The sequence below is a fragment of the Asanoa sp. WMMD1127 genome (genome assembly GCF_029626225.1).
In the GTDB taxonomy this organism is placed as follows: Bacteria; Actinomycetota; Actinomycetes; order Mycobacteriales; family Micromonosporaceae; genus Asanoa.
Map to the genome: position 1 here is coordinate 2,107,095 of NZ_JARUBP010000001.1, position 23,709 is coordinate 2,130,803.

Genomic DNA, 23,709 nt, shown 5'->3' on the forward strand with positions numbered 1-23,709 from the left:
GTAGCGTTGCGGTCATGCCGGTTTCCCACGACCCGGACCCAAGACTGCGGGCGTACGCGCACCCCCAGTCACTCGTCACCACCGAGTGGCTGGCCGACAACCTGGGCCGCGACGGCCTGGTCGTCGTCGAGTCCGACGAAGACGTCCTCCTCTACGAGTCCGGGCACATCCCCGGCGCGGTCAAGGTCGACTGGCACACCGAGCTCAACGACGAGGTGACCCGCGACTACGTCGACCCCGAGGGGTTCGCGGCGCTGTGCGCGGCCAAGGGCATCAGCCGCGACGACACGATCGTCTTCTACGGCGACAACTTCAACTGGTGGGCGGCGTACGCCCTCTGGGTGTTCTCCCTGTTCGGCCACCCGGACCTGCGCCTGCTCGACGGCGGCCGGCAGAAGTGGGTCGCCGAGGGCCGCGAGCTGACCCGCGACCGCACCCAGCGCCCGCCGACGCCCTACCCCGTGCCGCGCCGCGACGACGCCCGGATCCGCGCCTTCCGCGAGCAGGTGCTGACCCACGTGCAGGCGGGCCGGCCGCTGGTCGACGTGCGCTCGGCCGACGAATACACCGGCAAGCTGCTGGCCATGGAGGCCTACCCGCAGGAGGGCGCCCTGCGCGGCGGCCACATCCCGGGCGCGGTCAGCCAGCCGTGGAAGTCGGCGGCCAACGACGACGGCACCTTCAAGTCGGCCGACGAGCTGCGGGCGATCTACGAAGACCAGCTGGGACTGTCCGAAGGGGACGACGTCATCGCGTACTGCCGGATCGGTGAGCGGTCCAGCCACACCTGGTTCGTGCTCCAGCACCTGCTCGGCTTCTCCCACGTCCGCAACTACGACGGGTCGTGGACCGAGTGGGGCAACCTGGTGCGGTCGCCGATCGTGCGGGGCGCGGAGCCGGGCAGTCTGAAACAGTGAGACACCGAACGTGACCTGTGGCACGCCCGACCGCCGGACAAACCGCCGCAGAAGGCTTCGAAACCCCCCGGAAAATTCAAGATCACGACACATTGTTGGTCTTGACAGCTGGCTAGGCTGGCCACGTGACGCTGGAACAACAAGCGGACCCCGCCACCCCGAGCGCCGCGTCCACACCACCCAAGCGCCGGACCCGGCGTGACGAGATCCTGGAGATCGCGGTCGGCCTGTTCGCCGCCCGTGGCTACCACGGTGTCTCGATGGACGACATCGGGTCGGCGGCCGGGGTGACCGGCCCCGCGCTCTACCACCATTTCGCCGGCAAGGAAGCCATGCTGGCGGCCGCGCTGATCCCGGTCAGCGAAGGGCTGCTGGTCGGCGGGCGGGAGCGGGTCGCGCTGGAGGAGGGTCCGGCCGCCCTCGCATCGCTGGTCGAGTTCCACGTCGACTTCGCCCTGGCCAACCCCGCGGTGATCGCGCTGCACCTGCACGAGCTCGACCGGCTGCCCGACGAGCCGCGCCGGGAGATCCGCCGGCTGCAGCGCCTCTACGTCGAGGAGTGGGTCAAGGTGCTGCAGCGGATCCGCCCGGAGCTGACCGCCCCCGAGGCCCGCGCGCTCGCCCACGCCGCCTTCGGCCTCATGAACTCCACGCCGTTCCTGGGCGGCGAAGTCAACCGGGACCGCCTCGCCGAGCTCCTGCGCGCCGCCACGATGGCGGCGCTGCGTCCCGGCCCCTGAGCCGAACGCATACTCTCCAGCTGGGCACAGCCGCCCGCCGAAAGGGGAGTCCTGATGATCGAGTCTCTGCTGGTCGCCAACCGTGGCGAGATCGCCCGCCGGGTGATCCGCACCGCGCGCCAGCTGGGCGTGCGGACCATCGCCGTCTTCTCCGAACCCGACGCGGACCTGCCGTTCGTCCGCGAAGCGGACGAGGCGGTGCTCCTCGGCCCGGCCAACGTGGCGCAGAGCTACCGCAACGTCGAGGCGATCCTGGCGGCCGCGAAGACCACCGAGGCCCAGGCGGTGCACCCGGGCTACGGGTTCCTCTCCGAGAACGCCGACTTCGCCCGCGCGGTCGGGGCGGCCGGGCTGATCTGGGTCGGACCGAGCCCCGAGGCGATCAGTGCGATGGGCGACAAGATCAACGCGCGCAACCTGATGGCCGCGGCCGGCGTACCGGTGGCTCCCGGCACCACCGACCCGGCCTCCTCGGCGGACGCGGCGGTCGAGGCGGCCGGCGCGATCGGCTATCCGGTGATGGTGAAGGCCGCGGCGGGCGGCGGGGGCATGGGGATGGGCGTCGCGGCCGACGAGGCCGCCCTGCGCACCGAGTACGCCAAGGTCCAGGCATTCGCCGAGCGCATGTTCGGCGACGGCGCCGTGTTGATCGAACGGTTCTTCCCCCGCGTACGCCATGTCGAGGTGCAGATTCTCGGTCTGGCCGACGGCACCGTCGTGGCGCTCGGCGAGCGGGAGTGCTCGGTGCAGCGCCGCAACCAGAAGCTGGCCGAGGAGTCGCCGTCACCGGCCGTCTCGCCGCAGCTGCGAGACCGGCTGCTGGCGGCCGCGGTGCGGGCCGGCGAGGCGGTCGGCTACCGCAACGCGGGCACGGTCGAGTGTCTGCTGGACCCGACGACCGGCGAGTTCTTCTTCCTCGAGATGAACACCCGCCTGCAGGTGGAGCACCCCGTGACCGAGCTCGTCTACGGCGTCGACCTGGTCGAGGAGCAGCTGCGGGTGGCGTCGGGCCTGGCGCCGAACTTCGACCCCACCGCGCTGGCGCCCCGCGGCCACGCCATCGAGCTGCGGATCAACGCCGAGGACCCCAAGCGCTTCCTGCCCGGTCCCGGCGCGATCACGACCTGGGTCGAGCCGACCGGCGAGGGCGTCCGGGTCGACTCGGGGTACGCCGCCGGGACGACAGTGACGCCGTTCTACGACTCGTTGCTGGCGAAGCTCGTTGTCTATGGCGACGACCGCGCGCAGGCGCTGGAGCGGGCCCGGGCCGCGGTCGCCGGGTTCGAGATCGTGGGTCCCAAGCAGAACCTGCCGTTCTTCGCGGAGCTGCTGGACAACGCCGAATTCGGTTCGGGCGACTACGACACGGGCATCGTGTCCAGGATGCGGTAAGAACGACCAGTTTTTCCCATTCACCGGCGTGACCCCGTTCAGGCCAGTTCGTTACCTAGAGCAGTGGCGGTCATAACCGGTCAAATCAGGCCGGACCGCCACCGCTAACGAACCGGCGAGCGGAAGGCGGGCCATGATTCGGTCGGGAGTCGCGCGCATCTCGCGCAAGGCTTCGCGACGGGTTCTGGTGCGCACGCTCGTCGTCGGTGGTCTCGCGGGAGCGGCCTGGCTGCTCACCGCGTCGGCGGCCCAGGCCGCCGCCGCGGAGCCGGGTGTCGATCACGGTGCGGAGCCCGTCCTCGCACCGCTGACCGGCGTGCTCGAAACCGCGAAGCCGGTGTTGAGCACGACGACCGGCCTGCTCGGCGCGGCGTTGACGCCGGTGACGGCGCAACCGCTCGTCGAGCAGCCGGTGTCGACCGGCCGGGCCACCGTGCGGCGGGCGATCTCCGACCCCGCCACCGCCGTCGTCGCGCCCAGCACGACGGTGGACCGTTCGATCTCCATCGCGGGCGCGCCGCCGGCAGACCAGCCGACGCGCATCGCCGCCCGTACGGCCGACCGCGCCGGCGTCGACACGTCGGACCGCTCGGCCGACCGGCCCGCGACCCGCGTCAGCGGGCTGGCCGGAACCTCCGGACCGGTCGCTCCGCTCGGGGTAACCCGTGCGCTGGCCGTCCCCGGCGCCCTGCTCACCCCCGTGACCCAGGTCGCCCTGCCGGTTCTCACGCCGGTGACCGCGCTGCTCCGACCCATGACCTCGATGCTGCGGCTGTTCGCGGCGCCGCTGGTCCGGACGGTCGGCGCGGTGACCAGGACCGTGATCGGCGCTCTGCCCGGCCCGCGTGGCCGGCCAGCCTCGGCTGTCACGCCCGTCGACGACCTCGGCGTGTACGGACTCGTGCCAGCCGGCACGACCGGCACGACCGTTCCCGGTGCGGCGGTCGTCGCCGCGCCGCGGGCCGCTCACACCGAGACGAACACCAGCCGGCTGCACGCCGGCCGGCCGGAACGCGCGGTGCCGACCGCGTCGTCCCGGAACACGGGAGAGGCGCCCCGCCTGCCTGATCCCGCCCCATCGCGGGGTGAGGGCAGCGCGTCGGGCATCCCGGCCACCGCGTCGGGTTCCCCGGTGGGGGGTGGTGCGTTCGCCACCGTTCCCTCGTCGGTCATGGGCAGCATGGTGGCCTACCAGCTGCTGCCGAGGCCGGCGGACACCGCGGTGCCCCGGCACGACGCCGAGGAACCGACCGTCTCACCTGACTAGTGATGGAGGACCTGCACCGTTGCCACAACGGGCAGGAGCCACAGCCCCGCCCGGGCCTTCCGGCCCGTGGCAGCGCGGCAGACCAGGAAATCCCCAGCCCGCTCTGACTAGCGGCGAGATCCCGGCCGGACCATCACGAACCACACCTGGGCGCATGTCGACAGGCGGAGTCAGGACATCGGCACCGTCGCGCCCGGAATACAGCGACACACCGCAACACCCAGCAACACCCTCTTACTGACATTTCTTGAAAGGTCTCTTCACCCAATGAAGACTTGGGTTCGCAAGTCCATCAGCGTCGGCGTCATGGCGGCTGGTGGCCTTCTGACGGCGCAGGCCGCGGCGCAGGCCGACATCGTCACCACCAACAACTTCGGCGCGCTCAACGGCACGCAGGTCGTGGTGCCGATCCAGGCCCCGATCAACCTGTGCGGCAACAGCATCGCCCTCATCGGCGGCGCGTTCGCCGACTGCGGCGGCGGCGCGGTCGCGGTCAACGGTGGCGGCGGGCAGGAAGACCCCGACGACAACGGCTACGACAGCCGCCGGCACGCCGACGACGAGTTCGCCAAGGCGGCCGAGGGCCAGAAGAAGAAGCACGCCAAGAACAACCGCGGCGCTGCCCTGGCCGGCGGGTCCAACATCGTCTCGTCGGGCAACTACGGCCTGCTCAACGGCACCCAGGTCGTCGTGCCGATCCAGGCCCCGATCAACATCGCCGGCAACGCGATCGGCATCATCGGCGGGGCGTTCGCCTCGGCCGACGGTGGCGCCGTTGCCGTCAACGAGAGCGCCCGCGCGGAGAGCACCAGCCGCGAGGAAGCCAACCTGGTCAGCACCAACAACTTCGGCGCCCTCAACGGCACCCAGCTGTACGCGCCGATCCAGGTTCCGATCAACGTCTGCGGCAACGCGATCGCCCTCATTGGTGGCGCGTTCGCGTCCTGCGGCGGCGGCGCGGTCGCCGTCAACGAGAGCGCCCGCGAAGAGGGTGGCCGCGAAGAGGCCAACCTGATCAGCGCCAACAACTTCGGCCTGCTCAACGGCACGCAGCTGTACGCGCCGATCCAGATCCCGATCAACGTCTGCGGCAACGCGATCGCCCTCATCGGCGGCGCGTTCGCGTCCTGCGGCGGCGGCGCGATCGCCTTCAACGGCGAGAGCGCGAGCACCGAGTCGGCTCGCGACGAGGCGCTGCCGCTGGTCGGCTCGCTGCCGGCCGTCGCCGGCCTCCCGGTCGTCGGCCAGCTGGCCGGCGGGACCGCCGCCCCGGCGGCCCCGAAGATGGACGCTCCCGGTGCCCGCTCCGGCGCCACCGAGGGTGACGACTACGACGGTGACCGGCACGGCAAGAAGCACGGCAAGCGTGGCGACGACCGGGGCGGCTTCGGCGGCGCCGTGGCCGTCAACCGCACCGGCAACATCGTCAGCTCGAACAACTTCGGCGCGCTGAACGGCACCCAGGTCGTGGTTCCGATCCAGGTTCCGGTCAACGTCGCGGGCAACGCGGTCGGCGTCATCGGCGGCGCGTTCGCCCAGGCGACCGGCGGGGCGCTCGCCGTCAACGGCTGATCAACCGCACCATCGCACCACCGGCACAACCGGGGCCCCCGCTACCAGCGGGGGCCCCTTCGTTTTCGGGATGTAGTACCTTAACGATAGTTCAGTCGCGTTGGCGAAGGGGTCGGTGTGGCACTCGACGACGAAGAGCTCGAGCAGCTCGGCAAGCGCGTCCGGGCCGGTGGGGCCGAGCGTTACCACGCGTCCAACGCGGCCAAGGGCAAGCTGTTCGCCCGCGAGCGGGTGGCCCGGCTGGTCGACGAGGGCTCGTTCGTGGAGGACGGGCTCTATGCCAACGCCCTGGCCGAGGGCCTGCCGGCCGACGGTGTGGTGACGGGCCAGGCGACGATCGACGGCCGCCGGGTCTGCCTGATGGCCAACGACTCGACGGTCAAGGCCGGTTCCTGGGGCGCCCGCACCGTCGAGAAGATCATCCGGATCATCGAGCGGGCCTACCAGTCCGGTCTGCCGATGGTCTACCTGGTCGACTCGGCCGGCGCCCGGATCACCGACCAGGTCGACCTGTTCCCCGGCCGGCGCGGCGCAGGGCACATCTTCTGGAACCAGGTGCGCGCCTCGGGCTCCATCCCGCAGGTCTGCGCGCTGTTCGGCCCGTCCGCCGCCGGCGGCGCCTACATCCCGGCGTTCTGCGACGTGGTCGCCATGGTCGACGGCAACGCCAGCATGTATCTCGGCTCCGACCGCATGGTCGAAATGGTCACCGGCGAGAAGACGACTCTCGAGGCGATGGGCGGCGCGGCCGTGCACACCCGCGAGTCCGGCGTCGGCCACTTCCTCTGCAAGACCGAGGACGAGGCGCTGGAGACGGTCCGCCGCTACCTGTCCTACCTGCCGGCCAACTACACCGAGCAGCCGCCGGCCGCCGAGGCGGTCGCCCCGCCCTCGACCGACCTCGCCGCGATGGTGCCGCCCAACGAGCGCCAGGCGTTCGACATGCGCCGGTTCGCCAAGGGCCTGCTCGACGAGGGTTCGTTCTTCGAGATCCAGGCGCTCTGGGCCAAGGAGCTGACCATCGGCTTCGGTCGCCTCGACGGCCAGGTCGTCGGCGTGGTGGCCAACAACTCGATGTTCAAGGGCGGGGTGCTGTTCGTCGACTCCGCCGACAAGGCCACCAGGTTCGTCCAACTGTGCGACGCGTTCAACGTGCCGCTGCTCTTCCTCTCCGACGTACCCGGCTTCATGGTCGGCACCGCAGTGGAGAAGCAGGGCATCATCCGGCACGGCGCCAAGATGATCACCGCGATCAGCGAGGCTACGGTGCCGAAGATCTGCGTGGTGGTGCGCAAGGCCTACGGCGCCGGCCTCTACGCGATGGCCGGTCCCGGCTTCATGCCGGACGCGACGATCGCCCTGCCCACCGCGAAGATCGCGGTGATGGGGGCCGAGGCGGCGGTCAACGCCGTCTACGCCAACAAGATCGCCGCCATCGAGGACCCGGACGAGCGCGCCGCGTTCGTCACCGAGCGGCGCGAGGCCTACGAGCGCGACATCGACATCGTGCACCTCGCCAGCGAGCTGGTGGTCGACGCGATCGTGCCACCCGAGCACCTGCGCGCCGAGCTCGTGGCGCGCTACGCCGCCGCCCACACCAAGGACCGCCATTTCTCTCGCCGTCGTCACGGCGTGACCCCTGTCTAGAAACAAGGAGCCGGCCATGCTCAACGAGGAGCACGAGGCGCTACGCGAGAGCGTGCGGGAGTTCGCCCGCGAGGTGGTCGCGCCAGTGATCGCCAAGCACTACGACGACCACACCTTCCCCTACGACGTGATCGCCCAGATGGGCAAGATGGGCCTGTTCGGCCTGCCGTTCGCCGAGGAATACGGCGGCATGGGCGGCGACTACTTCGCCCTCTGCCTTGCCCTGGAGGAGCTGGCCCGGGTCGACTCCAGCGTGGCCATCACCCTCGAGGCCGCGGTCTCGCTCGGCGCCATGCCGGTCTACCGGTTCGGCACCGAGGAGCAGAAGCGCCGCTGGCTGCCACAGCTGCTGCGCGGCGAGGCCCTGGCCGGCTTCGGCCTGACGGAGCCCGGCTTCGGCAGCGACGCCGGAGGCACCGCCACCCGCGCGGTCCTCGACGGCGACGAGTGGGTGATCAACGGGTCCAAGGCCTTCATCACCAACTCCGGCACCGACATCACGGCGTTCGTCACGGTCACGGCGGTGACCGGCACGCGGCCCGACGGCAGCAAAGAACTGTCGACCATCATCGTCCCGTCGGGCACGCCCGGCTTCACGGTGGCGCCGGGCTACTCCAAGGTCGGCTGGTGCGCGTCCGACACCCACGAGCTGACCTTCGAGGACGTACGCGTACCGGCCGAGAACCTGCTCGGCGCCCGCGGCCGCGGCTTCGCCCAGTTCCTGCGCATCCTCGACGAGGGCCGCATCGCGATCGCCGCGCTGGCCGTCGGCCTGGCCCAGGGCTGCGTCGACGAGTCGGTGCGCTACGCCCAGGACCGGCACGCCTTCGGGCAGCCGATCGCGGGCTTCCAGGCGATCCAATTCAAGATCGCGGAGATGGAGAAGCGTACGCACCTGGGCCGGCTGGCCTACCACGACGCGGCGCGCGAGATGCTGGCCGGCCGCGACTTCAAGCGCCAGGCTGCGATCGCCAAGCTCTACGCGAGCGAGAGCGCCGTCGACAACGCCCGCGACGCCACCCAGATCCACGGCGGCTACGGCTTCATGAACGAGTTCCCGGTGGCCCGCTTCTGGCGCGACTCCAAGATCCTGGAAATCGGCGAAGGCACGTCGGAGATCCAACGCCTCGTCATCGCCCGGGAGCTGGGCATCGGCTGAGCCGGCTACGACGGGAGAGGGCGTGCCCTCTCCCGCCTTAGCTGCCCCTGCAAAGAGGGCGCGCCGCGCCCTGGAACCCGCTCTGTGGGGTCGGCCTTCTGCGGGACCGGCCCGACCGTAGTTGGGGTCGGGCTTCTGCGCGACCGGCCCGACCGTAGTTGGGGTCGGGCTTCTGCGCGACCGGCCCGACCGTAGTTGGGGTCGGCCTTCTGCGCGACCGGCCCGACCGCGGTTGCGGGTTGACCGTTCGAACGTCGGCCTATGACCCGGGCGCTGATCCAAATGGGGAGCTGACCGCGAGTCGGCCCGCGTCGAGCGCGAGCAGCCGCAGTTCGGCCGCGGCCGCCCACGCAGAACGCCACCCAGACCCGAAGCTGCCTTCGGATCGCTGTCTGGCCGCGCCGCTGATCGGATCCTCTGATCATGTGCAGCAGGTCCAGAATGGTGGGCAGTCGATCGCATGATCAGGTGCAAATCATCGGGACGCCCTGCTGCGTGTCGCCCAGACCTGCTGCGCACGATCGTGCTGCGCCGCGGTTTCGAGCCAGTCTAGATGCGCACGATCAAGCAGACCATCGGTTCCGCCGAGCCCCGCACGGATGCAAGGCCGCACCACCTGGTCGGGCATGTGCGCTCCCGGGCGCCCAGTCACCGGCAGGCGGATATCCGACCGCAAGGCCGTCCGAACGCCCAGTGGTGTGGGGGAGTTCCAGGTGCTTGCATTCCCCGGTACTGATCCGGGGAGGTCCACTCATGTTCGGTGCGCTCGGGCGGGCGATGGTGCGGTGGCGGTGGGCGGTGCTGGCCGCCTGGCTGGTGTTGGTCCTCGCCGGCGGCCTTTTGGGCGGCCGTGTGTTCGATCGGCTCGCCACCACCGACAACCTGCGGCCCGACGCCGAGTCGCAGCAGGCTGATCGGCGCGTCCAGGAGCTCAAGCCCGAGGGCGACAAGGTCGTCGCGGTGATCCGGGACCGTGACATCTACGACCCGCCGCTCGTCGAGAACGTGCAGAAGATCGCCAACGAGATCCGGGGGATCGCCGGCGTCGTGTCGGTCGACGACCTCTACAGCGCCCCCGGCGGGCGGATCGGCGCCGACAACCGCAGTTCGCTGGTCGAGGTCGAGCTGCGGCCCAACCTGCCCGACGCCCAGCGGGAGGAGACCGAGGACCTGGTCGCCGCGGCGCTGCACCGGATCGACGCGCCGCAGGTGCTGGTCGGTGGCGAGAAGCTGGCCGAGCGCGAGTTCGCCGACCAGGCCATCAAGGACGCGGCGGTCGGTGAGAGCATCGCGCTCGGCGTACTCCTGATCGTGCTGGTCCTGATCCTCGGTGGTTTCGTCGCCGGGCTGATCCCGCTCGCCGCCGCCCTCGCGTCGGTCGCGGCGACGCTGCTCGGCCTGCTGCTGCTCACCGCGCTCGGCGACGTCGGCGAGTTCACCGTCAACGTGGTGACGCTGCTCGGCATCGGGCTCGCGGTCGACTACGCGCTGCTGATGATCGCGCGCTTCCGCGAGGAGCGCGCGGCGGACCCGCAGGCGAGCACCCACGACCACCTCGCCCGGACGACCGCCACCGCGGGCCGGACCGTGCTGATCTCCGGCCTGGCCGTCGCCGTCGCGATGCTCGGCCTGTTCGCCTTCGCCGAGCCGCTGCTGGCCAGCATGGCCCTCGGCGGTGCGGTCGTCGTCGTGCTCGCCACCCTCGCCGGGCTGACCGCCGTGCCGGCCCTGATCGCGGTCGCCCACCGCAGGATCCCGGCCCACGGCACGCGACACCGGCTCCTCGACCGGCTGCCAAGACCGCGCACCGCCCTGCTCCCGCGCCTCGCCACCGCCGCGCAGGCCCGCCCGGGCCCGGTCGCGGTCGGCGTCGCCGTCGGGCTCGTCGTGCTCTCCCTGCCGTTCGTGCTCGGTGCCAACCTCGCCAACTCCGACGCCCGCGCCCTGCCCAAGGACACCGAGGCGCGCCAGCTCTACGAGGTGGTCCAGCGCGACTTCAACGTCAACCGCGCGGAGCCCATCGTCGTCGTGGTCGACGCCGACCCGGCCACCGCCGCCGTGCGCGACCTGCTCAACCAGCTCAACGGGATGCCCGGCGTCGTGCTCATGCAGCCACGGCCCGACGTCACCGGCCCGGCCGCGATCATCGACGTCACGCCCGAGGGCGCCACCGGCGACCGCACCTCGCGCGACCTCGTCCGGCAGATCCGCGCCCTCAACACCCCGGTACCGCTGCTGGTCGGCGGGGCGGCGGCCGAGCTCGTCGACTACCAGGAGTCGGTCGCGAGCCGACTGCCGCTGGCCGTCGTCGCGCTGTTCCTGGCCACCGCGATCCTGCTGTTCGTGCTCACCGGCTCGCTGGTGATCCCGCTCAAGGCCCTTCTGATGAACGCGCTGACCCTGCTCGGCACGCTCGGCGTGCTGGTCGTCGTGTTCCAGTGGGGGGTCGGCGACATGCTGCTCGGCTTCGACTCGTGGGGCGCGATCGACGTCACCACGCCCGTGCTGCTCTTCGTGTTCATCTTCGGGCTGTCGATGGACTACGAGGTCTTCCTGCTGGCGCGGATCAAAGAAGAGTGGGACCAGCGCGTACGCCGCCGGCGCCCCGATGCCGACGCCGCCGCCAGCGACCGGGCGGTGCTGGCCGGCATCACCAGGACCGGACCGGTGGTGACGACCGCCGCGCTGTCCATCTCGGTCGTCTTCCTCGGCTTCCTGCTCGGCGGGCTGACCGCGGTCAAGGAGATCGGCTTCGGCATGGTGGTCGCGGTCGTGCTCGACGTGACCGTGGTGCGCGGGCTGCTCCTGCCCGCCCTGATGAGCCTGCTCGGCGAGTGGAACTGGTGGGCGCCCGGCCCGCTGCGCCGCCTGCACGAGCGTTGGTTCCACACCGCCAGCGGCGCTCCGGTGCGGGCCACCGCGACCGTGCCGAGCCCGAAGCAGACGATTTCCACCTGACAATCACTATTGCTCTGTCAGAAATTGGGCGTTCACCGGTCAGTGACGCGACGTTGTGGTTCCCGGTCGGGGGCTGCGCTGCGTAGCCTTCCTGGCCATGACCGCGGATCACGGCGCTGACCAGGGTTTCGACGCCCTGCTCAAGGCCCGCCGCCGAGAAGCCGGGTTGACCCAGCACGAGCTCGCGACCCGGGCCGGCGTCGGCGTACGGACGGTTCGCGACCTCGAACGCGGCCGCGCGTCCCGGCCGCAACGCACCACAGTGGACCTGCTGGCCACCGCGCTCAACCTGACCGGCCTCGCGCGCACCGAGTTCCTCGCCGTCGCGCGCGGCGCGGTGGCGACCCCGACGGAGGACCGGCCCGCCGTCGCGGCGATGACCCAGCTGGCGCCGGCGTCGGTCTCGGCCAGCCGCGGCCGCGGCCTCCCGCCACCGGGACCGCTGGTCGGCCGCGACCTCGACGTCGCCGAGGTGGCGCTGACCCTGCTGCGCGGCGACGGCCTGGTGACCCTCGTCGGCCTCGCCGGCGTCGGCAAGACCAGCGTCGCGCTGGCCGTCATCGAGCGCGTCAAGGAACGCCACCCGGGCGGCGTCGCCGGCATCCTGATCACCGAGGGTTCGACCGAGAGCGACGTGCTGACGGCGGCCGCGACGGTGCTGGGCGTGGCCCGCGCCGACGAGCTGGCCGGCCGGCTGGCGGGGGCGCCGAGCCTGCTGCTGGTCGACGCCGTGGAGCGGGCCCCGGGCGCGGCCGCCGAGGCGCTGCACAAGCTGACCGCCGTCGCGCCCTCGCTGCGCATCCTGGCCACCGGTCGGCACCCGATCGGACTGCCGGGCGAGCGCGTCTGGCCGGTCGTACCGCTGGAGGTGCCGCCGGCCGACGACCTCGACCTGGCCGCGGTGTCGAACTATCCCGCCGTCGCGCTCTTCCTCGACCGGCTGCGCCGCGTCCGCCGCGATCCGCTGGAGAAGGGCGAGGTCGGCGCGCTGATCAGGCTGGTCCGCCGGCTGGGCGGGCTGCCGCTGGCGATCGAGCTCGCCGCCGCGCGAGGCCGGGTGCTCGACATGAACCAGATCCTCGACCGGTACGGGCACCGCCTGCTCGACCTCGCCGGCCCGGAGACCGCGCCGGGCAGCGCCTACGAGGCGGTCGCGGTGAGCCTGCGCGACGCGGTCGCGGCCAGCTACCGGCTGCTGGAGCCCGAGGAGCAGCTGGCCGTGCGCCGCCTCTCGCCGTTCCGCAACCGCTGGTCGGTCGAGCTGGGCGAGGCCATGCTGGCCGACACGGCCGCGCCGGGCGGCGCCCTCGACACGGACCCGGTGCCGTTGCTGGACCGGCTGGTCGCGCTCGGCCTGCTCGGCATGCGCGGCGCCGGCTCGATGCGGTTCCGCCTGCTCGACGTGGTCCGCGACTACGCCGAGGAGCAGGCCGCGGCCGAAGGCGAGCTTTCCGCGATCCGGCGCCGGCACGCGCTGGTGATGGCCCGCTTCGCCGCCCGGATCGCGCCCGAGCTGGCCGGCGGCACGTTGCCCGGCGCGGTGGCCCGGCTCGACGAGGTGACCAGCGACCTGTGGGGCGCCCTGGCCCACTCGGCGATCGACGACCCGCACACCGCGCTGCTGCTGGCCGCCAACCTGCCCCGCTGGTGGCGGTTCCGCGGCCGCGACGCCGCCGGCCGGCAGTGGCTGCGCCGCCTGCTCGACGACCCGCGCACCGCCGACGCCGACCCGGTGCTGCGGGCCTGGGCGCAGCTCGGCGTGGCCCAGCTCGCGGCCGAGCACAGCGCGGGGCCGAGCGAGCTGCCCGCCGCCGAGGCCGCGCTCGCGACGTTCCGCGAGCAGGGCGACGTCTCCGGCGAGCTGGCGGCCCGCAACCAGCTGTCGGGGCTGTGGATGTCGACGGGCGGCTACGACGAGGCCCGCCGGCACGGCGCGGCCGCGCTGGCCCTGGCCACCCGCACCGGACGCACCCGGGACATGGCGGTCGCCCAGAACAACCTGGCGTGGCACGAGATCCGGATCGGCGACCTGGCCGCCGCCCGCCGGCGGATGGCCGCGGTCGACCGGCTCGCCGCCCAGTGCGGCGAGGATCGGCTGCGCGCCCTGGCCCTGGCCAACGTGGCCGAGGTCAACCGGCTCGACGGCCGGCACGACGACGCGGTGAAGATGGGCCGTCGCGCGATCGCGGCCCTCGAGCGGCTGGGCGACCCGGGTCACCGGGCCCGCGTGCTCGGCACCATCGGGCTCGCCTCGGCCTTGGCCGACCGGCCCGACGAGGCGCTGCGGGTGCTGGCCCAGCTGCGGGCCGCGGCGGTCGACGCCGACCCGGGCGTCGGCGCGGCGCCGCCGAGCGACGTGCACGGCCCGAGCGCGATGATCGAGGCGACGCTGGCGGCCAGGCGCGGCGACCGCGTGCTGGCGGCGGAGTGGTTCGGCGTCGCGGTGCAGTCCTATGCCGGCGGGCGCGACCTGCGGGACGTGGCCGAGGCGCTGGTCGGGCTCGCGTCGGTGACCGACGACGAGATGAACCGGGCCGCGGTGGTCGAGCGGCTCGAAGCGGTCTGCAAAGAGGGCGGGATCACGTTGCTCCCGGCCGAGCGGCAGAGGGCCGAACGTCAGGACAGCCGGCGCTGACTGCCCTCCCAATCAGTCAGCACCGGCTGCCTTCCACCCCCGCTCGACGCGGACTGGCCCGCCCCCCGACGGACCTCGGTGAAACACCCGCGTCGCGCCCCCGTGGCGCTTGCTGTTGAGTACCGTATCGGGAGTCGCGCGCCGGACGTACCAAATGTGGCTTTTGGCGATTGGGGTCGATCGGTTCTGCCGGTCTTTCTGCCGGTAACGTCCGGCGGGGCTGAGCGGCAGGAAGGTCAGGCGCTGATCGCCTCGGGGCGGTCGGCCTCTGGAGCACCGTCGGCGCCGGCTGTCGCGCACGGGTTGACCGCGTCGCGGATCCGGCGCACGTAGCCCAGGAACTGCTCCAGCTCGGCCGGCTCGAGTTGGCCGGTGAACCACTGCTCGATCAGCTCGAGGTGGCCGGGGAGGGTCTCGCCGAGCCGCTGCAGGCCGGCGCTGGTGACGCCGGCGTAGGAGCTGCGGCGGTCGGTCGGGCAGGCGCGCCGGCGGAGCAGCCCTTCGCGCTCCATCCGGTCGACGACTCGGGTGACGCCACTGGTAGACAAGGTGGTCTGGGCCGCTAGGTCGCTCATCCGCAACTCGTGCCCCGGCGAGCGGGCCAGCCGCATCAGCACCTCGAACTCGACCCCGGAGAGGTCGTGACCGGCCAACTGCGCGGCGAACCGGGCCGAGAGCCCGGTGAAGGCCTCCGCCAGCAGCCCGATCGCGGTGATCCGGGGATCGTCGTGCAGGTCACTCACCACTTCAGTGTAGCAGTCCTTGACGCGCGGAATATTGCGCGCGATATAGTTGCTTCATCAAGTGTTCGGCCCACACGATGAGCATGCTGAAGGAGCACCCCCGATGACCGACACGGCCACCAACAACACCCGCGTCTGGAACGGCGTGACCATTCCGACCGCCGGCACCTACGAGCTCGACGCCGCCCACAAGCTGGTCGGCTTCGTGGCGCGCCACATGATGGTGGCCAAGGTCCGCGGTCACTTCGACGAGGCGTCGGCCACCATCACCGTCGCCGAGGACCCGACCGAGTCCTCCGTCAGCGCGACCATCAAGGCCGCCAGCATCACCACGGGCGTCGCGGACCGCGACAACCACCTCCGCAGCCCCGACTTCCTCAAGACCGAGGAGTTCCCGACCATCGAGTTCCAGAGCCTCGGTGGCGTCAAGGAGGTCAACGGCACGGAGTTCGTCCTGCCCGGCGAGCTGACCATTCGCGGCGTTACCCGCAAGGTCGACCTGAAGGTCGAGTTCGAGGGCGCCGGTCGCAACCCGTACGGCATGGACATCTTCGGTTTCTCGGCCAGCACCGAGATCGACCGTGAGGACTTCGGCCTCACCTGGAACGTCAACCTGGAGACCGGTGGCGTTCTGGTCGGCAAGAAGGTCCGGATCGAGATCGAGGGCGAGGCCGTCCGCCAGGCGTGACCTTGGCGTCGACCGACCACATCGCGAGGCCCCGGCAGCTGATCACAGCCGCCGGGGCCTTGGCGTATCGTGAACTGAACGCTTTGATCCGCTTACAAAGGGTGATAAGTATCTGGTTTGTCCCTGGCCGAGCGCTCTCGGCCCTCCTACCGTGAAGGGTCCACTCGCCAGTCATACGGGGCCGTGCGCCGGGGAGGGCACATGGGCAAGGACGTGTCGCCGGTTGGTTTCTCCCGCGAAGACCGCGTCCGGTATCGGCAGAAAGTCCGTCGATGTCTCGATGTCTTCGCGCTGATGCTCGACGACTTCGAGTTCGACGCCGAACGGCCGACGACGGGTCTCGAGATCGAGCTCAACCTGGTCGACAAAGACGCCGAGCCAGCCATGCGCAACGCGGAAATCCTGGCCAACCTCTCCGATCCGACGTTCCAGACGGAGCTCGGGCAGTTCAACCTCGAGCTCAATGCCCGACCGCGGCTGATCGAGGGCGACGGTTTCGCCGACTACCAGCACGACGTCCAGGCCAGCATCGGTCGCGCCGAGGATCGCGCGAACAAGGCCGACGCGACGATCGTGCTGATCGGCATCCTGCCCACGCTCACACCGCGCCACCTCGTGCTCAACAACCTCTCCAGCAACGAGCGCTACTGGGCGCTCAACGAGCAGATCGTCGCCGCGCGCGGTGAGGACATCGGGCTCGACATCCGTGGCGTCGAACGGTTGCAGACCTTCACCGACTCGATCGCGCCCGAGTCGGCCTGCACCAGCGTGCAGTTCCACCTGCAGGTCGCGCCGGACACGTTCGCCGACTACTGGAACGCCGCGCAGTCGATCGCCGGCATCCAGGTCGGCATCGGCGCCAACTCGCCTTACCTCTACGGCAAACAGCTCTGGGCCGAGACCCGGATCGCGCTGTTCGAGCAGGCCACCGACACCCGCCCCGACGAGCTGAAATCCCAGGGTGTACGCCCGCGGGTGTGGTTCGGCGAGCGATGGATCACCTCGATCTTCGACCTGTTCGAGGAGAACGTGCGCTACTTCCCGCCGCTGCTGCCGATCACCGATGACGAGGACCCGGTCGAGGTGCTGCACAACGGCGGTGTGCCCCGGCTCGGCGAGCTGCGGCTGCACAACGGCACGATCTATCGCTGGAACCGCCCGGTTTACGACATCACCAACGGCCGCCCGCATCTGCGGGTGGAGAACCGCGTGCTGCCGGCCGGCCCGACGGTCATCGACATGCTGGCCAACGCGGCGTTCTACTTCGGACTCGTGCGTGACCTGGCCGAGGCCGACCGTCCCATCTGGAGCCAGCTGCCGTTCACCAAGGCAGAGGAGAACTTCCACGCCGCCGCCCGCCGCGGCCTCGACGCCCGGGTCTACTGGCCCCGCCACGGCGAGGTCCGGATCGCCGACCTCGTGCCCGAGGTGCTGCTGCCCCGGGCGGCGGCAGGGCTGGACCGGTTCGGGGTGGCGCCGCGGTTCCGCGACCACCTGCTGGGCATCATCGCCGACCGGTGCCGCACGGGCCAGAACGGCGCGGCCTGGCAGACGGCGACCGTCTGCGCCGCGGAGAGCAAGTGGGGCATGGACCGCACGACCGCGCTGCACCACATGCTGACCCGCTACGGAGAGCTGCAACGCACCAACGACCCGGTGCACACCTGGCCCATCGACTGAGGCTTCGCCTGTGCCGGGTCAGCTGTTGCGACGGCCCAACCGTCGCTTGCGCTCGGGTTTCGGCGGTGCGACGTCGTCGCCGGGCGCGGTGCCCTCCGGCCACAGTGGAGTGGCGACCGAGGTGCGCGTCGTGCCCGTGGCGTCGGTGTCGTAGGTTTCCCGGTCGTCGGGCCGGCTGCCGTGTGCGCCTCGGCCGCGCGGCTCAGTGTCGGCGCCGCCGGAGGGGGTCGACAGGTCGCGATCGTCGGGCCGGATGCCGGAGGCGCCCGAGCGGTCGCCGGCGGGCGTCCACGGGGCCGCATCGTCGTCGGTGGCGTGCGTCCGCTGGGCGGGCACGTCGAGCCGGGCGCGGTCGGCGCGTTGGGCGAGCGCGGTCACCAGGACCGAGCCGGCGAGCCCGGCCAGCACCGCGTAGGGCGCCAGCAGGTGCGCCGAGACCTGCTCCGGGCGGATGCCGGAGAGGCGCGGCGCGGCCAGGAAGTAGGCGGCCGCCACGACCAGCGGGCCGGCGATGCCGGAGACGGCCGCGCCCACGCGGTGGAACGGGTCGGCCGCCGGGCCGCGGGCGACCAGGGCGCCGATCACGAACGCCGCGCCGAGGGCGAGGGCCGCGCCCGGCCAGTAGAGGTAGTCGCGGAACCAGAACGCCTCACTGCCGCTGCTGATCTGCCAGACGCCGAGTTGCGCCGGCGGCTGGTCGCCGCCCGAGACCACCCCCTCGATCACCGACACCACGGCGAGCAGCCAGAGCCACCCGATGGTCGCGATGATGTTGCCGGCGGCCGAGCGCGACGACAGGGCCCAGATCGCGAAGACCAGGCCGACGAGTACGCCGATGACCGCGTAACCGGCGGCGATGGTCTGCGGTGAGAACGTGTCGGCGCGGACGGCGGCACGGGCCGGCACGGCGACCAGTGCGACCGTGACCAGGGCGCCGACCGCGGCGGCGACGACGAGCGAGAGGCGGCCGAGCAGCGCGGCCCCGGACGACTCGCGGTCGCCCTCGGCCGGCTCGGCCAGTCGCTGCGCGCCGATCGCGCCCGCCACCGTCGACGTCGCGGCGATCCAGGCGGCCCAGGCGAGACTGGCCGCCCACGCGGCCTCGCCGGCCCGGTCCGACGCCGGCAACCAGGTGATGATGCCCAGGCCGTAGCCGAGACCGAGCTGCGCCGCGCCCGCGCACGCGGCAACGCCGATCGCCGCGGCGACCGATCCTCCCCAGCCTCGTACGGCCATGCCGGGCAGCGTAGCGTCCGGTCGCTGCGCGGGCGAGCCTTGCCGCCGGCGGGCACCGCGGCCGGAGCGGTCCGAGGTTCGGCAGGCTAGGGTCGGTGCCGGATCTTTCCGGCGGCGAAGGGATCGAGGATGGCCGACCAGCCCAAGGACCCGCGGAGTGACCGCGGTTCCGGCTCGGACGACCGCGATCAGCCGCTGGACCACACGGCGCCGTTCGACCCGATCCAGGACGACGGAGACGACGACGCGGGTACGGATCCCGACCGCACCCGGCCGTTGCAGGACGACCCGGACCGGACCGCCCCCGTCGAACCGCCGGCCGCCGACCGCACGCAACGCATCGACGACGCCGACCGCACCACCCAGATCTCGCCCACGGACCGCGGCGACCGGATGCCGCCGGCCGACGACCGCACCACGCGGATCCAGCAGCCGGGCGACACTCCACGCAACGCGATCCCGCCGCACGACGGCGCCTGGGCCGGCCGCGCCGGCATCCCGCAGCCCGGTGGCCCGGGCGAGCCACCCGACGACGGCCCGCCCGACTACTGGCAGCCCGGCCCGCCCGACGGCGGACGCCGCTGGTGGATGCCGATCCTGATCGGCATCATCGCGCTGATCCTGCTGGGCGTGCTCGCCTTCGGCATCTGGCTGATCCTGCGCGGCGACGACAGCACGCCGACCCCGGAGCCGAGCCGCACGACGGCGGCGGCGACCACCGCGCCGCCGAGCACGGCGCCGCCCAGCACCAGCGCACCGTCGCCGACGGCCACGACGCCCGCGGCCGTGCCTGTGCCGCCGCTGGAAGGGCTGACCGTGGCCGAGGCCGGCCAGCGCCTGGCCGCCGCGGGCCTGACGGCCCGCCTCAACTTCGTCGACTCCGACGAGCCGTCGGGCACGGTCGTCGACTCCGACCCGGCGGCCGGCACCGAGGTCGCACCGGGCTCGACGGTCACCCTCGACGTCTCCAACGGCCCGGCGCCCACCACGCCACCCGCCACGACCCCACCCACCACCTCACCGAGCATCCCGCCGGGCCCGTAAGGCCGGACGATCGCCCTCGAAGCCCGCGCGGTCGGTGATGTCGCGGTCCAGATCAGGCGGCCGGTTTCGCGCCGTCCGCGCGTCCAGCGCCGCCTGACGGGGGCCGAGCGCGGAGCGCCCCACGGCGGTCGATGCACGCGCCGCGGGCGGCGCACTGCCGCAAGGCGTGTCGCCGCGCCGGCGATGCATGTTCGGCGGGCCGACATGCTTCCCGGTGTGCGCACATGCCAAAGCATGTCGGCTCCGGGGAACACCTGGCCGCGCTCGGGCGGGTCCGACATCACCAGCCGCGGCGGCGGTTGAGGACGATGCCGATGCCGATGGCGGAGACGAGCATGCCGGCCAGGCCTGAATAGATCAGTGGGGGGCCGTAGCCGGCCGGCTCCGCCTTGGTGGGCGCTTCCCGTGGGTTGCCGGCCGCCGGTGTGTCCGTCGACGGGCGGTCCGGGAAGAGTTCGTCCAGGCCGCGAGTGTCCGCCGGCGAAGGGGTGGGCTTCTGGGTGCGCGGAGGCCGGGGCGACGGCTTGATCGGCGCCGGTCGGGGTGCGCTCCCACCCTGGGCCGGTGGCGGCGGGGCAGTGGGGCGCGCCGGCGCGGCCGGGGCGGGCGGCGCGACCGCGTCCGGCTTGACGGGTGCCGGTTCCTCCGGCGGAGCGGGAGGCGGACCAGGACGGTCCTCGTCCGAGTCCGAGTCCGGCTCGGGGTCGGGCTCGGCCGGCGGCCGCGGGTCGTCGGGTTCCTCGTTGTCGAACCACCCGTCCGGGTCGAACGGTTGTCCGGCCACGCCCGGGCCGACCTGGGGGACGACACCCGGCAGCACCGGGACGAGCGGCGGCAGGCGCAGCCCGCCACCCTCCAGCATGGGCAGGTCGATCGCGGGCACGCCGAGGGTGGGCAGGCCGGGCACGTCAGGCAGACCGCCCGGCTGGGCGACGGCGGAGCCGCGCGAAGCCAGCGCGACGCCGGGCAGGGCGACCGCGGGCAGCGTGACGCCGCCGAGGACGAGCGCGGCCGCGAGGCACAACGGGGCACAGCGGATCAGCGGTCGCGCCGGTGGCTTGACCATGTGTGACCCCCAGGATTAGGGGTCCTGGTCACGCCTGGGAAGAACTGTTCGGTGGGTATGCCGAGTCTAGAGCCGCGAAGCCCCGCCCATGCCCGGAATGGGTAAGGGTCAGCCCGCGCGGGCGGCCACCTGCATCGGCGGCGCGTTGACCCGCCGCGGCGCCGCGCGTAGGTCGTTGGGGGAGCGCAGCTGGCGCAGGCCGTTGACCTGCACGAAGATCGAGCGCCGCTCCACCGCGTCGCCAGCCGCGTTGAGCTCGTAGCCGTCGAGCCAGACCCAGCCGTCATAGGTAGGCCAGTCGTGGACGCGGATGACGCGGAAGAGAAGTGGGTCGATGAACTGGACGCTCGCCGCGCGCGTCACGTGCAGCACGTCACCGGAGCGAGGAAGCACAGCTACTCCTGTTCCGAAGCCGAGCGATCGGGGGGAACTGAGAAAGCGCCGTCGGGCCGAACTGATCTTTCAGAAACGCTGAGTAACCCGTGGCATACGCACAGAGTGCACCAACAACATGATCAATGCAAGTTGCACTTTGGTAGTGCTTTCGCCACTTCTAACCGCCGGTATGGTCCTTGATGTCCGGCCGATCGTCGCGTCAGACTGAACGCGCATGACAACAGCCGCGCATTATGCACGGCGCACCACTTTCGTCCGATTAGGTCCGTTCCCCCGAATAGGTGCGGACGCCCGCACCTGCCGGAGGTGACCGGTGACCGAGCGCCGGAGCCCGACCATCCGTCGCCGGCGACTAGGCGCCGAGCTACGCCGCCGTCGCGAAGCCGCCGGCGTCACCATCGACGGGGTGGCTGAGCGGCTCGAATGCTCCGCGTCGAAGATCTCCCGGATCGAAACCGGTCACACCTCGGCGACCCCGCGCGACGTGCGCGACATGCTCGCCATCTACGACGTCACCGGCCCCGAGTGCGAAGAGCTCGTCCAGATCGCCCGGGAGGCCCGCCAGAAAGGCTGGTGGCACCCGTACGGTGCGGTGCTCGCCGGCGCCTATGTCGGGCTCGAGGCCGCGGCCCATTCCATCCGCGCCTACGAACAGCAGGCGGTCCCCGGTCTCCTGCAGACAGAGGACTATGCCAAGGCGATGATCCGCGCTGCACGACCGGACTTCACCACCGATGATGTGGACAGAAGGGTGAGTGTCCGTCGCGCTCGTCAGTCGTTATTGAAAGAGGACGACCCGATCGACCTCTGGTTCGTTCTGGATGAAGCTGTGGTGAGCCGGCCTGTAGGCGGTGATGCCGTCATGCGGGCCCAACTGGAAAGGCTTGTGAAGGCGGCAGAGTTCCCTAATGTGACCTTGCAGATCCTGCCGTTCGAGGCAGGAGCTCACGCCGGCATGGACGGCACGTTCGCCATTCTGGAGTTCCCCGAACCGAGTGACCCTGAAGTGGTCTACGCGGAGAACGCCACCGGGGGCCTCTTCATCGAGAAGAGCGACGAGTTGCGGAAGTACGTCTTCATCTTCGACCACATCAGAGCGGCCGCACTCCGTCCCGAGGAGTCGGTCGACTACATCGCAAAGCTAGCTAAGGAGCCACTGTGGAAGGCGAGACCAAGGGGTTCGACGTCGACCTGACCGGCGCGGTCTGGCAGAAGAGCACCCGTAGCGGGCCCAACTGCGACAACTGCGTCGAGGTCGCCTTCGTTCCCGGCGCGGTTGCCGTGCGGGACTCGAAGAACCCGACCGGACCGGCCTTGCTGTTCACCATCGACGAGTGGGACGCCTTCGTCGGCGGTGCCAAGGACGGCGAGTTCGACCTCTAGCCCCCAGCCCCGAAAGTCAGGCGCTCTCCAGCCCCGGAGGGCGCCTGTTTCGTTGCCCGACACGCCTCTGACCGTCGCCCCCACCAGTTCGGGTCGTTGTACCAGAAGACCGGGCAAATGCCAGGTCAACCCGCCGAGCGGGTTAATCCGAACGAGCAGGCAGGCGACAGACGAATGACCATGCCCGACAACCTCGGAAACGGTTCGGCGACGCAGGAGCGGTTCACCGGCCCGTACCGCAAGGCCCGGCGCGAGGCGTCCCTCACCATCGAGGCGCCGGCGGAGCGCGAGCCGGAGCGGGTCGTCCGCCAGGGCCTCCCGTCGGACCTCAGCGCGGCCGGCGGCAAGGACCTCCCGTCGCTCGAGCCCGTCTACCCGCCGCAGTGGGTCAACGGCGAGCCGGAGGCGCTGATCGCGGACCACCCGCTGCTGCGTGGTCTGCTGCTGGAACTGCCGCCCAAGGGCAGCATCCCGACCGCCGGCTGGCTCGACCGCTGGTTCGAGGCCGCGCGCTCCATTTTGGAGCTGCTCTACCTACAGGACGCCAACCGGCCGCGCGGCTAGGCGTTCCGGCCGGGCCACGGCACCCTCGGCGAGGCGGCTGTGCCGCAGCGCGTCTCGCACGCCGATGCCGGCGACCAGCAGCCCGGCCGAGGTCAGCACCACACCCAGCACCGCGGGCACGGTGAGCGCGACGAGGCCGGCGGCGGCCAGCACGGCCGCGACGCCCGCCAGCGCGGTCACCTGGATCGGCAGGGCGAGCAACGGATGCGCGGCCGCGGCGCGCAGTCCGGGCGGCGCGGGAGTGTGCGGCGCCGTCGCGAAGGCGGCGGCTCCGCGCCGCACCCGGCCGAGCCGGCGCATGGAGACCAGGGCGACGGCGAGCGCCGGCACGCCCAGCGGCAGAACCGCCGGCGCCAGGTCGCCGTAGCCGGCCAGGCCGGCCAGCGCGACAGCGGCCAGCGCCGCGAGCAACCCGCCCACCAGCAGCTGCAGCCGCGCCGCGCGGCGGCGCAGGACGGCGGCGCTCGTGGCGCGCGGCAACAGGTCGGCGAGGGCGGCCGCGGCGAGCGCGGCGGCCGCGACGGCGGTGGTCAGTGCCAGTTCGGTCCCCATGCATACGAGACTCGTCCAGACGACGGCCGGACACATCGGGGCCGCACCCGGGTGCGACCCGCAGAACCGT

20 protein-coding genes are annotated in these 23,709 nt (G+C 71.9%); 15 read left to right on the top strand and 5 right to left on the bottom strand.

Going from position 1 to position 23,709, the window contains the following annotated elements; genetic code table 11:
- Positions 1–14: 14 nt before the first annotated feature.
- The 9 genes from O7635_RS10130 to O7635_RS10170 all read left to right on the top strand — a co-directional run bounded on the left by O7635_RS10130 (position 15) and on the right by O7635_RS10170 (position 14,287).
- Positions 15–917, top strand: coding sequence for a sulfurtransferase (locus tag O7635_RS10130; RefSeq protein WP_278080159.1), 903 nt, complete (start codon positions 15–17; stop codon positions 915–917).
- A gap of 125 nt (positions 918–1,042) precedes the next feature.
- On the top strand, positions 1,043–1,657 hold the full coding sequence (locus O7635_RS10135; RefSeq protein WP_278080160.1) for a TetR/AcrR family transcriptional regulator: 615 nt from the start codon (positions 1,043–1,045) through the stop codon (positions 1,655–1,657).
- 54 nt (positions 1,658–1,711) lie between these two features.
- A complete protein-coding gene (locus tag O7635_RS10140; RefSeq protein WP_278080161.1) occupies positions 1,712–3,049 on the top strand; it encodes a biotin carboxylase N-terminal domain-containing protein in 1,338 nt (445 codons plus the stop codon).
- Positions 3,050–3,236: 187 nt separating this feature from the next.
- Positions 3,237–4,316: a hypothetical protein gene (locus O7635_RS10145; RefSeq protein ID WP_278080162.1), complete on the top strand. Its 1,080-nt coding sequence runs from the start codon at positions 3,237–3,239 to the stop codon at positions 4,314–4,316.
- Between the two features lie 267 nt (positions 4,317–4,583).
- On the top strand, positions 4,584–5,888 hold the full coding sequence (locus tag O7635_RS10150) for a chaplin family protein (protein WP_278080163.1): 1,305 nt from the start codon (positions 4,584–4,586) through the stop codon (positions 5,886–5,888).
- Between the two features lie 117 nt (positions 5,889–6,005).
- Positions 6,006–7,535 (top strand): acyl-CoA carboxylase subunit beta, encoded by a 1,530-nt coding sequence (locus O7635_RS10155; RefSeq protein WP_278080164.1) that lies wholly within the window; start codon positions 6,006–6,008, stop codon positions 7,533–7,535.
- Positions 7,536–7,551: 16 nt separating this feature from the next.
- Positions 7,552–8,694, top strand: a complete 1,143-nt coding sequence (locus O7635_RS10160; protein WP_278080165.1) for an acyl-CoA dehydrogenase family protein — start codon at positions 7,552–7,554, stop codon at positions 8,692–8,694.
- 753 nt (positions 8,695–9,447) lie between these two features.
- Complete coding sequence (locus O7635_RS10165) at positions 9,448–11,652, top strand: MMPL family transporter (protein ID WP_278080166.1); 2,205 nt, start codon at positions 9,448–9,450, stop codon at positions 11,650–11,652.
- Positions 11,653–11,749: 97 nt separating this feature from the next.
- Positions 11,750–14,287, top strand: a complete 2,538-nt coding sequence (locus O7635_RS10170) for a tetratricopeptide repeat protein (protein WP_278080167.1) — start codon at positions 11,750–11,752, stop codon at positions 14,285–14,287.
- A 236-nt stretch (positions 14,288–14,523) separates the two neighbouring features.
- Here O7635_RS10170 and O7635_RS10175 read toward each other — a convergent pair whose 3' ends face one another.
- A complete protein-coding gene (locus O7635_RS10175; RefSeq protein WP_278080168.1) occupies positions 14,524–15,033 on the bottom strand; it encodes a MarR family transcriptional regulator in 510 nt (169 codons plus the stop codon).
- A 100-nt stretch (positions 15,034–15,133) separates the two neighbouring features.
- Here O7635_RS10175 and O7635_RS10180 point away from each other — a divergent pair, with 100 nt between their 5' ends.
- Both O7635_RS10180 and O7635_RS10185 read left to right on the top strand, forming a co-directional pair.
- Positions 15,134–15,718: a YceI family protein gene (locus O7635_RS10180; protein WP_278080169.1), complete on the top strand. Its 585-nt coding sequence runs from the start codon at positions 15,134–15,136 to the stop codon at positions 15,716–15,718.
- 201 nt (positions 15,719–15,919) lie between these two features.
- Positions 15,920–17,398, top strand: coding sequence for a glutamate--cysteine ligase (locus O7635_RS10185; RefSeq protein WP_278080170.1), 1,479 nt, complete (start codon positions 15,920–15,922; stop codon positions 17,396–17,398).
- An 18-nt stretch (positions 17,399–17,416) separates the two neighbouring features.
- On the opposite strand, the gene O7635_RS10190 is transcribed toward O7635_RS10185, so the two are convergent.
- Complete coding sequence (locus tag O7635_RS10190; protein WP_278080171.1) at positions 17,417–18,634, bottom strand: hypothetical protein; 1,218 nt, start codon at positions 18,632–18,634, stop codon at positions 17,417–17,419.
- Between the two features lie 129 nt (positions 18,635–18,763).
- Between O7635_RS10190 and O7635_RS10195 the strand changes: the two genes are divergently transcribed.
- Positions 18,764–19,678 carry a PASTA domain-containing protein gene (locus O7635_RS10195; protein WP_278080172.1) on the top strand — a complete coding sequence of 305 codons (915 nt, stop codon included), beginning with the start codon at positions 18,764–18,766 and terminating at the stop codon, positions 19,676–19,678.
- 280 nt (positions 19,679–19,958) lie between these two features.
- On the opposite strand, the gene O7635_RS10200 is transcribed toward O7635_RS10195, so the two are convergent.
- Together O7635_RS10200 and O7635_RS10205 are read right to left on the bottom strand one after the other, a co-directional pair.
- Positions 19,959–20,744 (bottom strand): hypothetical protein, encoded by a 786-nt coding sequence (locus O7635_RS10200; protein ID WP_278080173.1) that lies wholly within the window; start codon positions 20,742–20,744, stop codon positions 19,959–19,961.
- Positions 20,745–20,852: 108 nt separating this feature from the next.
- Entirely contained in the window at positions 20,853–21,137 is a 285-nt protein-coding gene (locus O7635_RS10205) for a hypothetical protein (RefSeq protein WP_347405271.1), read from the bottom strand.
- A gap of 316 nt (positions 21,138–21,453) precedes the next feature.
- On the opposite strand from O7635_RS10205, the gene O7635_RS10210 reads away from it, so the two are divergent.
- The 3 genes from O7635_RS10210 (at position 21,454) to O7635_RS10220 (ending at position 23,087) form a co-directional block, all read left to right on the top strand.
- Positions 21,454–22,335, top strand: coding sequence for a helix-turn-helix transcriptional regulator (locus tag O7635_RS10210; protein ID WP_278080174.1), 882 nt, complete (start codon positions 21,454–21,456; stop codon positions 22,333–22,335).
- On the top strand, positions 22,299–22,523 hold the full coding sequence (locus tag O7635_RS10215) for a DUF397 domain-containing protein (RefSeq protein WP_203705228.1): 225 nt from the start codon (positions 22,299–22,301) through the stop codon (positions 22,521–22,523). Before O7635_RS10210 ends, O7635_RS10215 begins: the two co-directional genes overlap by 37 nt.
- Positions 22,524–22,697: 174 nt before the next feature.
- Entirely contained in the window at positions 22,698–23,087 is a 390-nt protein-coding gene (locus O7635_RS10220) for a hypothetical protein (RefSeq protein ID WP_278080175.1), read from the top strand.
- On the opposite strand, the gene O7635_RS10225 is transcribed toward O7635_RS10220, so the two are convergent.
- On the bottom strand, positions 23,058–23,639 hold the full coding sequence (locus O7635_RS10225; protein WP_278080176.1) for a hypothetical protein: 582 nt from the start codon (positions 23,637–23,639) through the stop codon (positions 23,058–23,060). The two genes, O7635_RS10220 and O7635_RS10225, sit on opposite strands and share 30 nt — an antisense overlap.
- Positions 23,640–23,709: the final 70 nt, after the last annotated feature.

What these genes read in the sequence shown, in the direction of transcription:
- O7635_RS10140 (WP_278080161.1), top strand. Translation starts at nt 1,712, where the DNA reads ATGATCGAGTCTCTGCTGGTCGCCAACCGTGGCGAGATCGCCCGCCGG.
- O7635_RS10160 (WP_278080165.1), top strand. Translation starts at nt 7,552, where the DNA reads ATGCTCAACGAGGAGCACGAGGCGCTACGCGAGAGCGTGCGGGAGTTC.
- O7635_RS10185 (WP_278080170.1), top strand. Translation starts at nt 15,920, where the DNA reads ATGGGCAAGGACGTGTCGCCGGTTGGTTTCTCCCGCGAAGACCGCGTC.
- O7635_RS10150 (WP_278080163.1), top strand. Translation starts at nt 4,584, where the DNA reads ATGAAGACTTGGGTTCGCAAGTCCATCAGCGTCGGCGTCATGGCGGCT.
- O7635_RS10165 (WP_278080166.1), top strand. Translation starts at nt 9,448, where the DNA reads ATGTTCGGTGCGCTCGGGCGGGCGATGGTGCGGTGGCGGTGGGCGGTG.
- O7635_RS10170 (WP_278080167.1), top strand. Translation starts at nt 11,750, where the DNA reads ATGACCGCGGATCACGGCGCTGACCAGGGTTTCGACGCCCTGCTCAAG.
- O7635_RS10190 (WP_278080171.1), bottom strand. Translation starts at nt 18,634, where the DNA reads ATGGCCGTACGAGGCTGGGGAGGATCGGTCGCCGCGGCGATCGGCGTT.
- O7635_RS10195 (WP_278080172.1), top strand. Translation starts at nt 18,764, where the DNA reads ATGGCCGACCAGCCCAAGGACCCGCGGAGTGACCGCGGTTCCGGCTCG.
- O7635_RS10200 (WP_278080173.1), bottom strand. Translation starts at nt 20,744, where the DNA reads ATGGTCAAGCCACCGGCGCGACCGCTGATCCGCTGTGCCCCGTTGTGC.
- O7635_RS10225 (WP_278080176.1), bottom strand. Translation starts at nt 23,639, where the DNA reads ATGGGGACCGAACTGGCACTGACCACCGCCGTCGCGGCCGCCGCGCTC.
- O7635_RS10220 (WP_278080175.1), top strand. Translation starts at nt 22,698, where the DNA reads ATGACCATGCCCGACAACCTCGGAAACGGTTCGGCGACGCAGGAGCGG.
- O7635_RS10130 (WP_278080159.1), top strand. Translation starts at nt 15, where the DNA reads ATGCCGGTTTCCCACGACCCGGACCCAAGACTGCGGGCGTACGCGCAC.
- O7635_RS10180 (WP_278080169.1), top strand. Translation starts at nt 15,134, where the DNA reads ATGACCGACACGGCCACCAACAACACCCGCGTCTGGAACGGCGTGACC.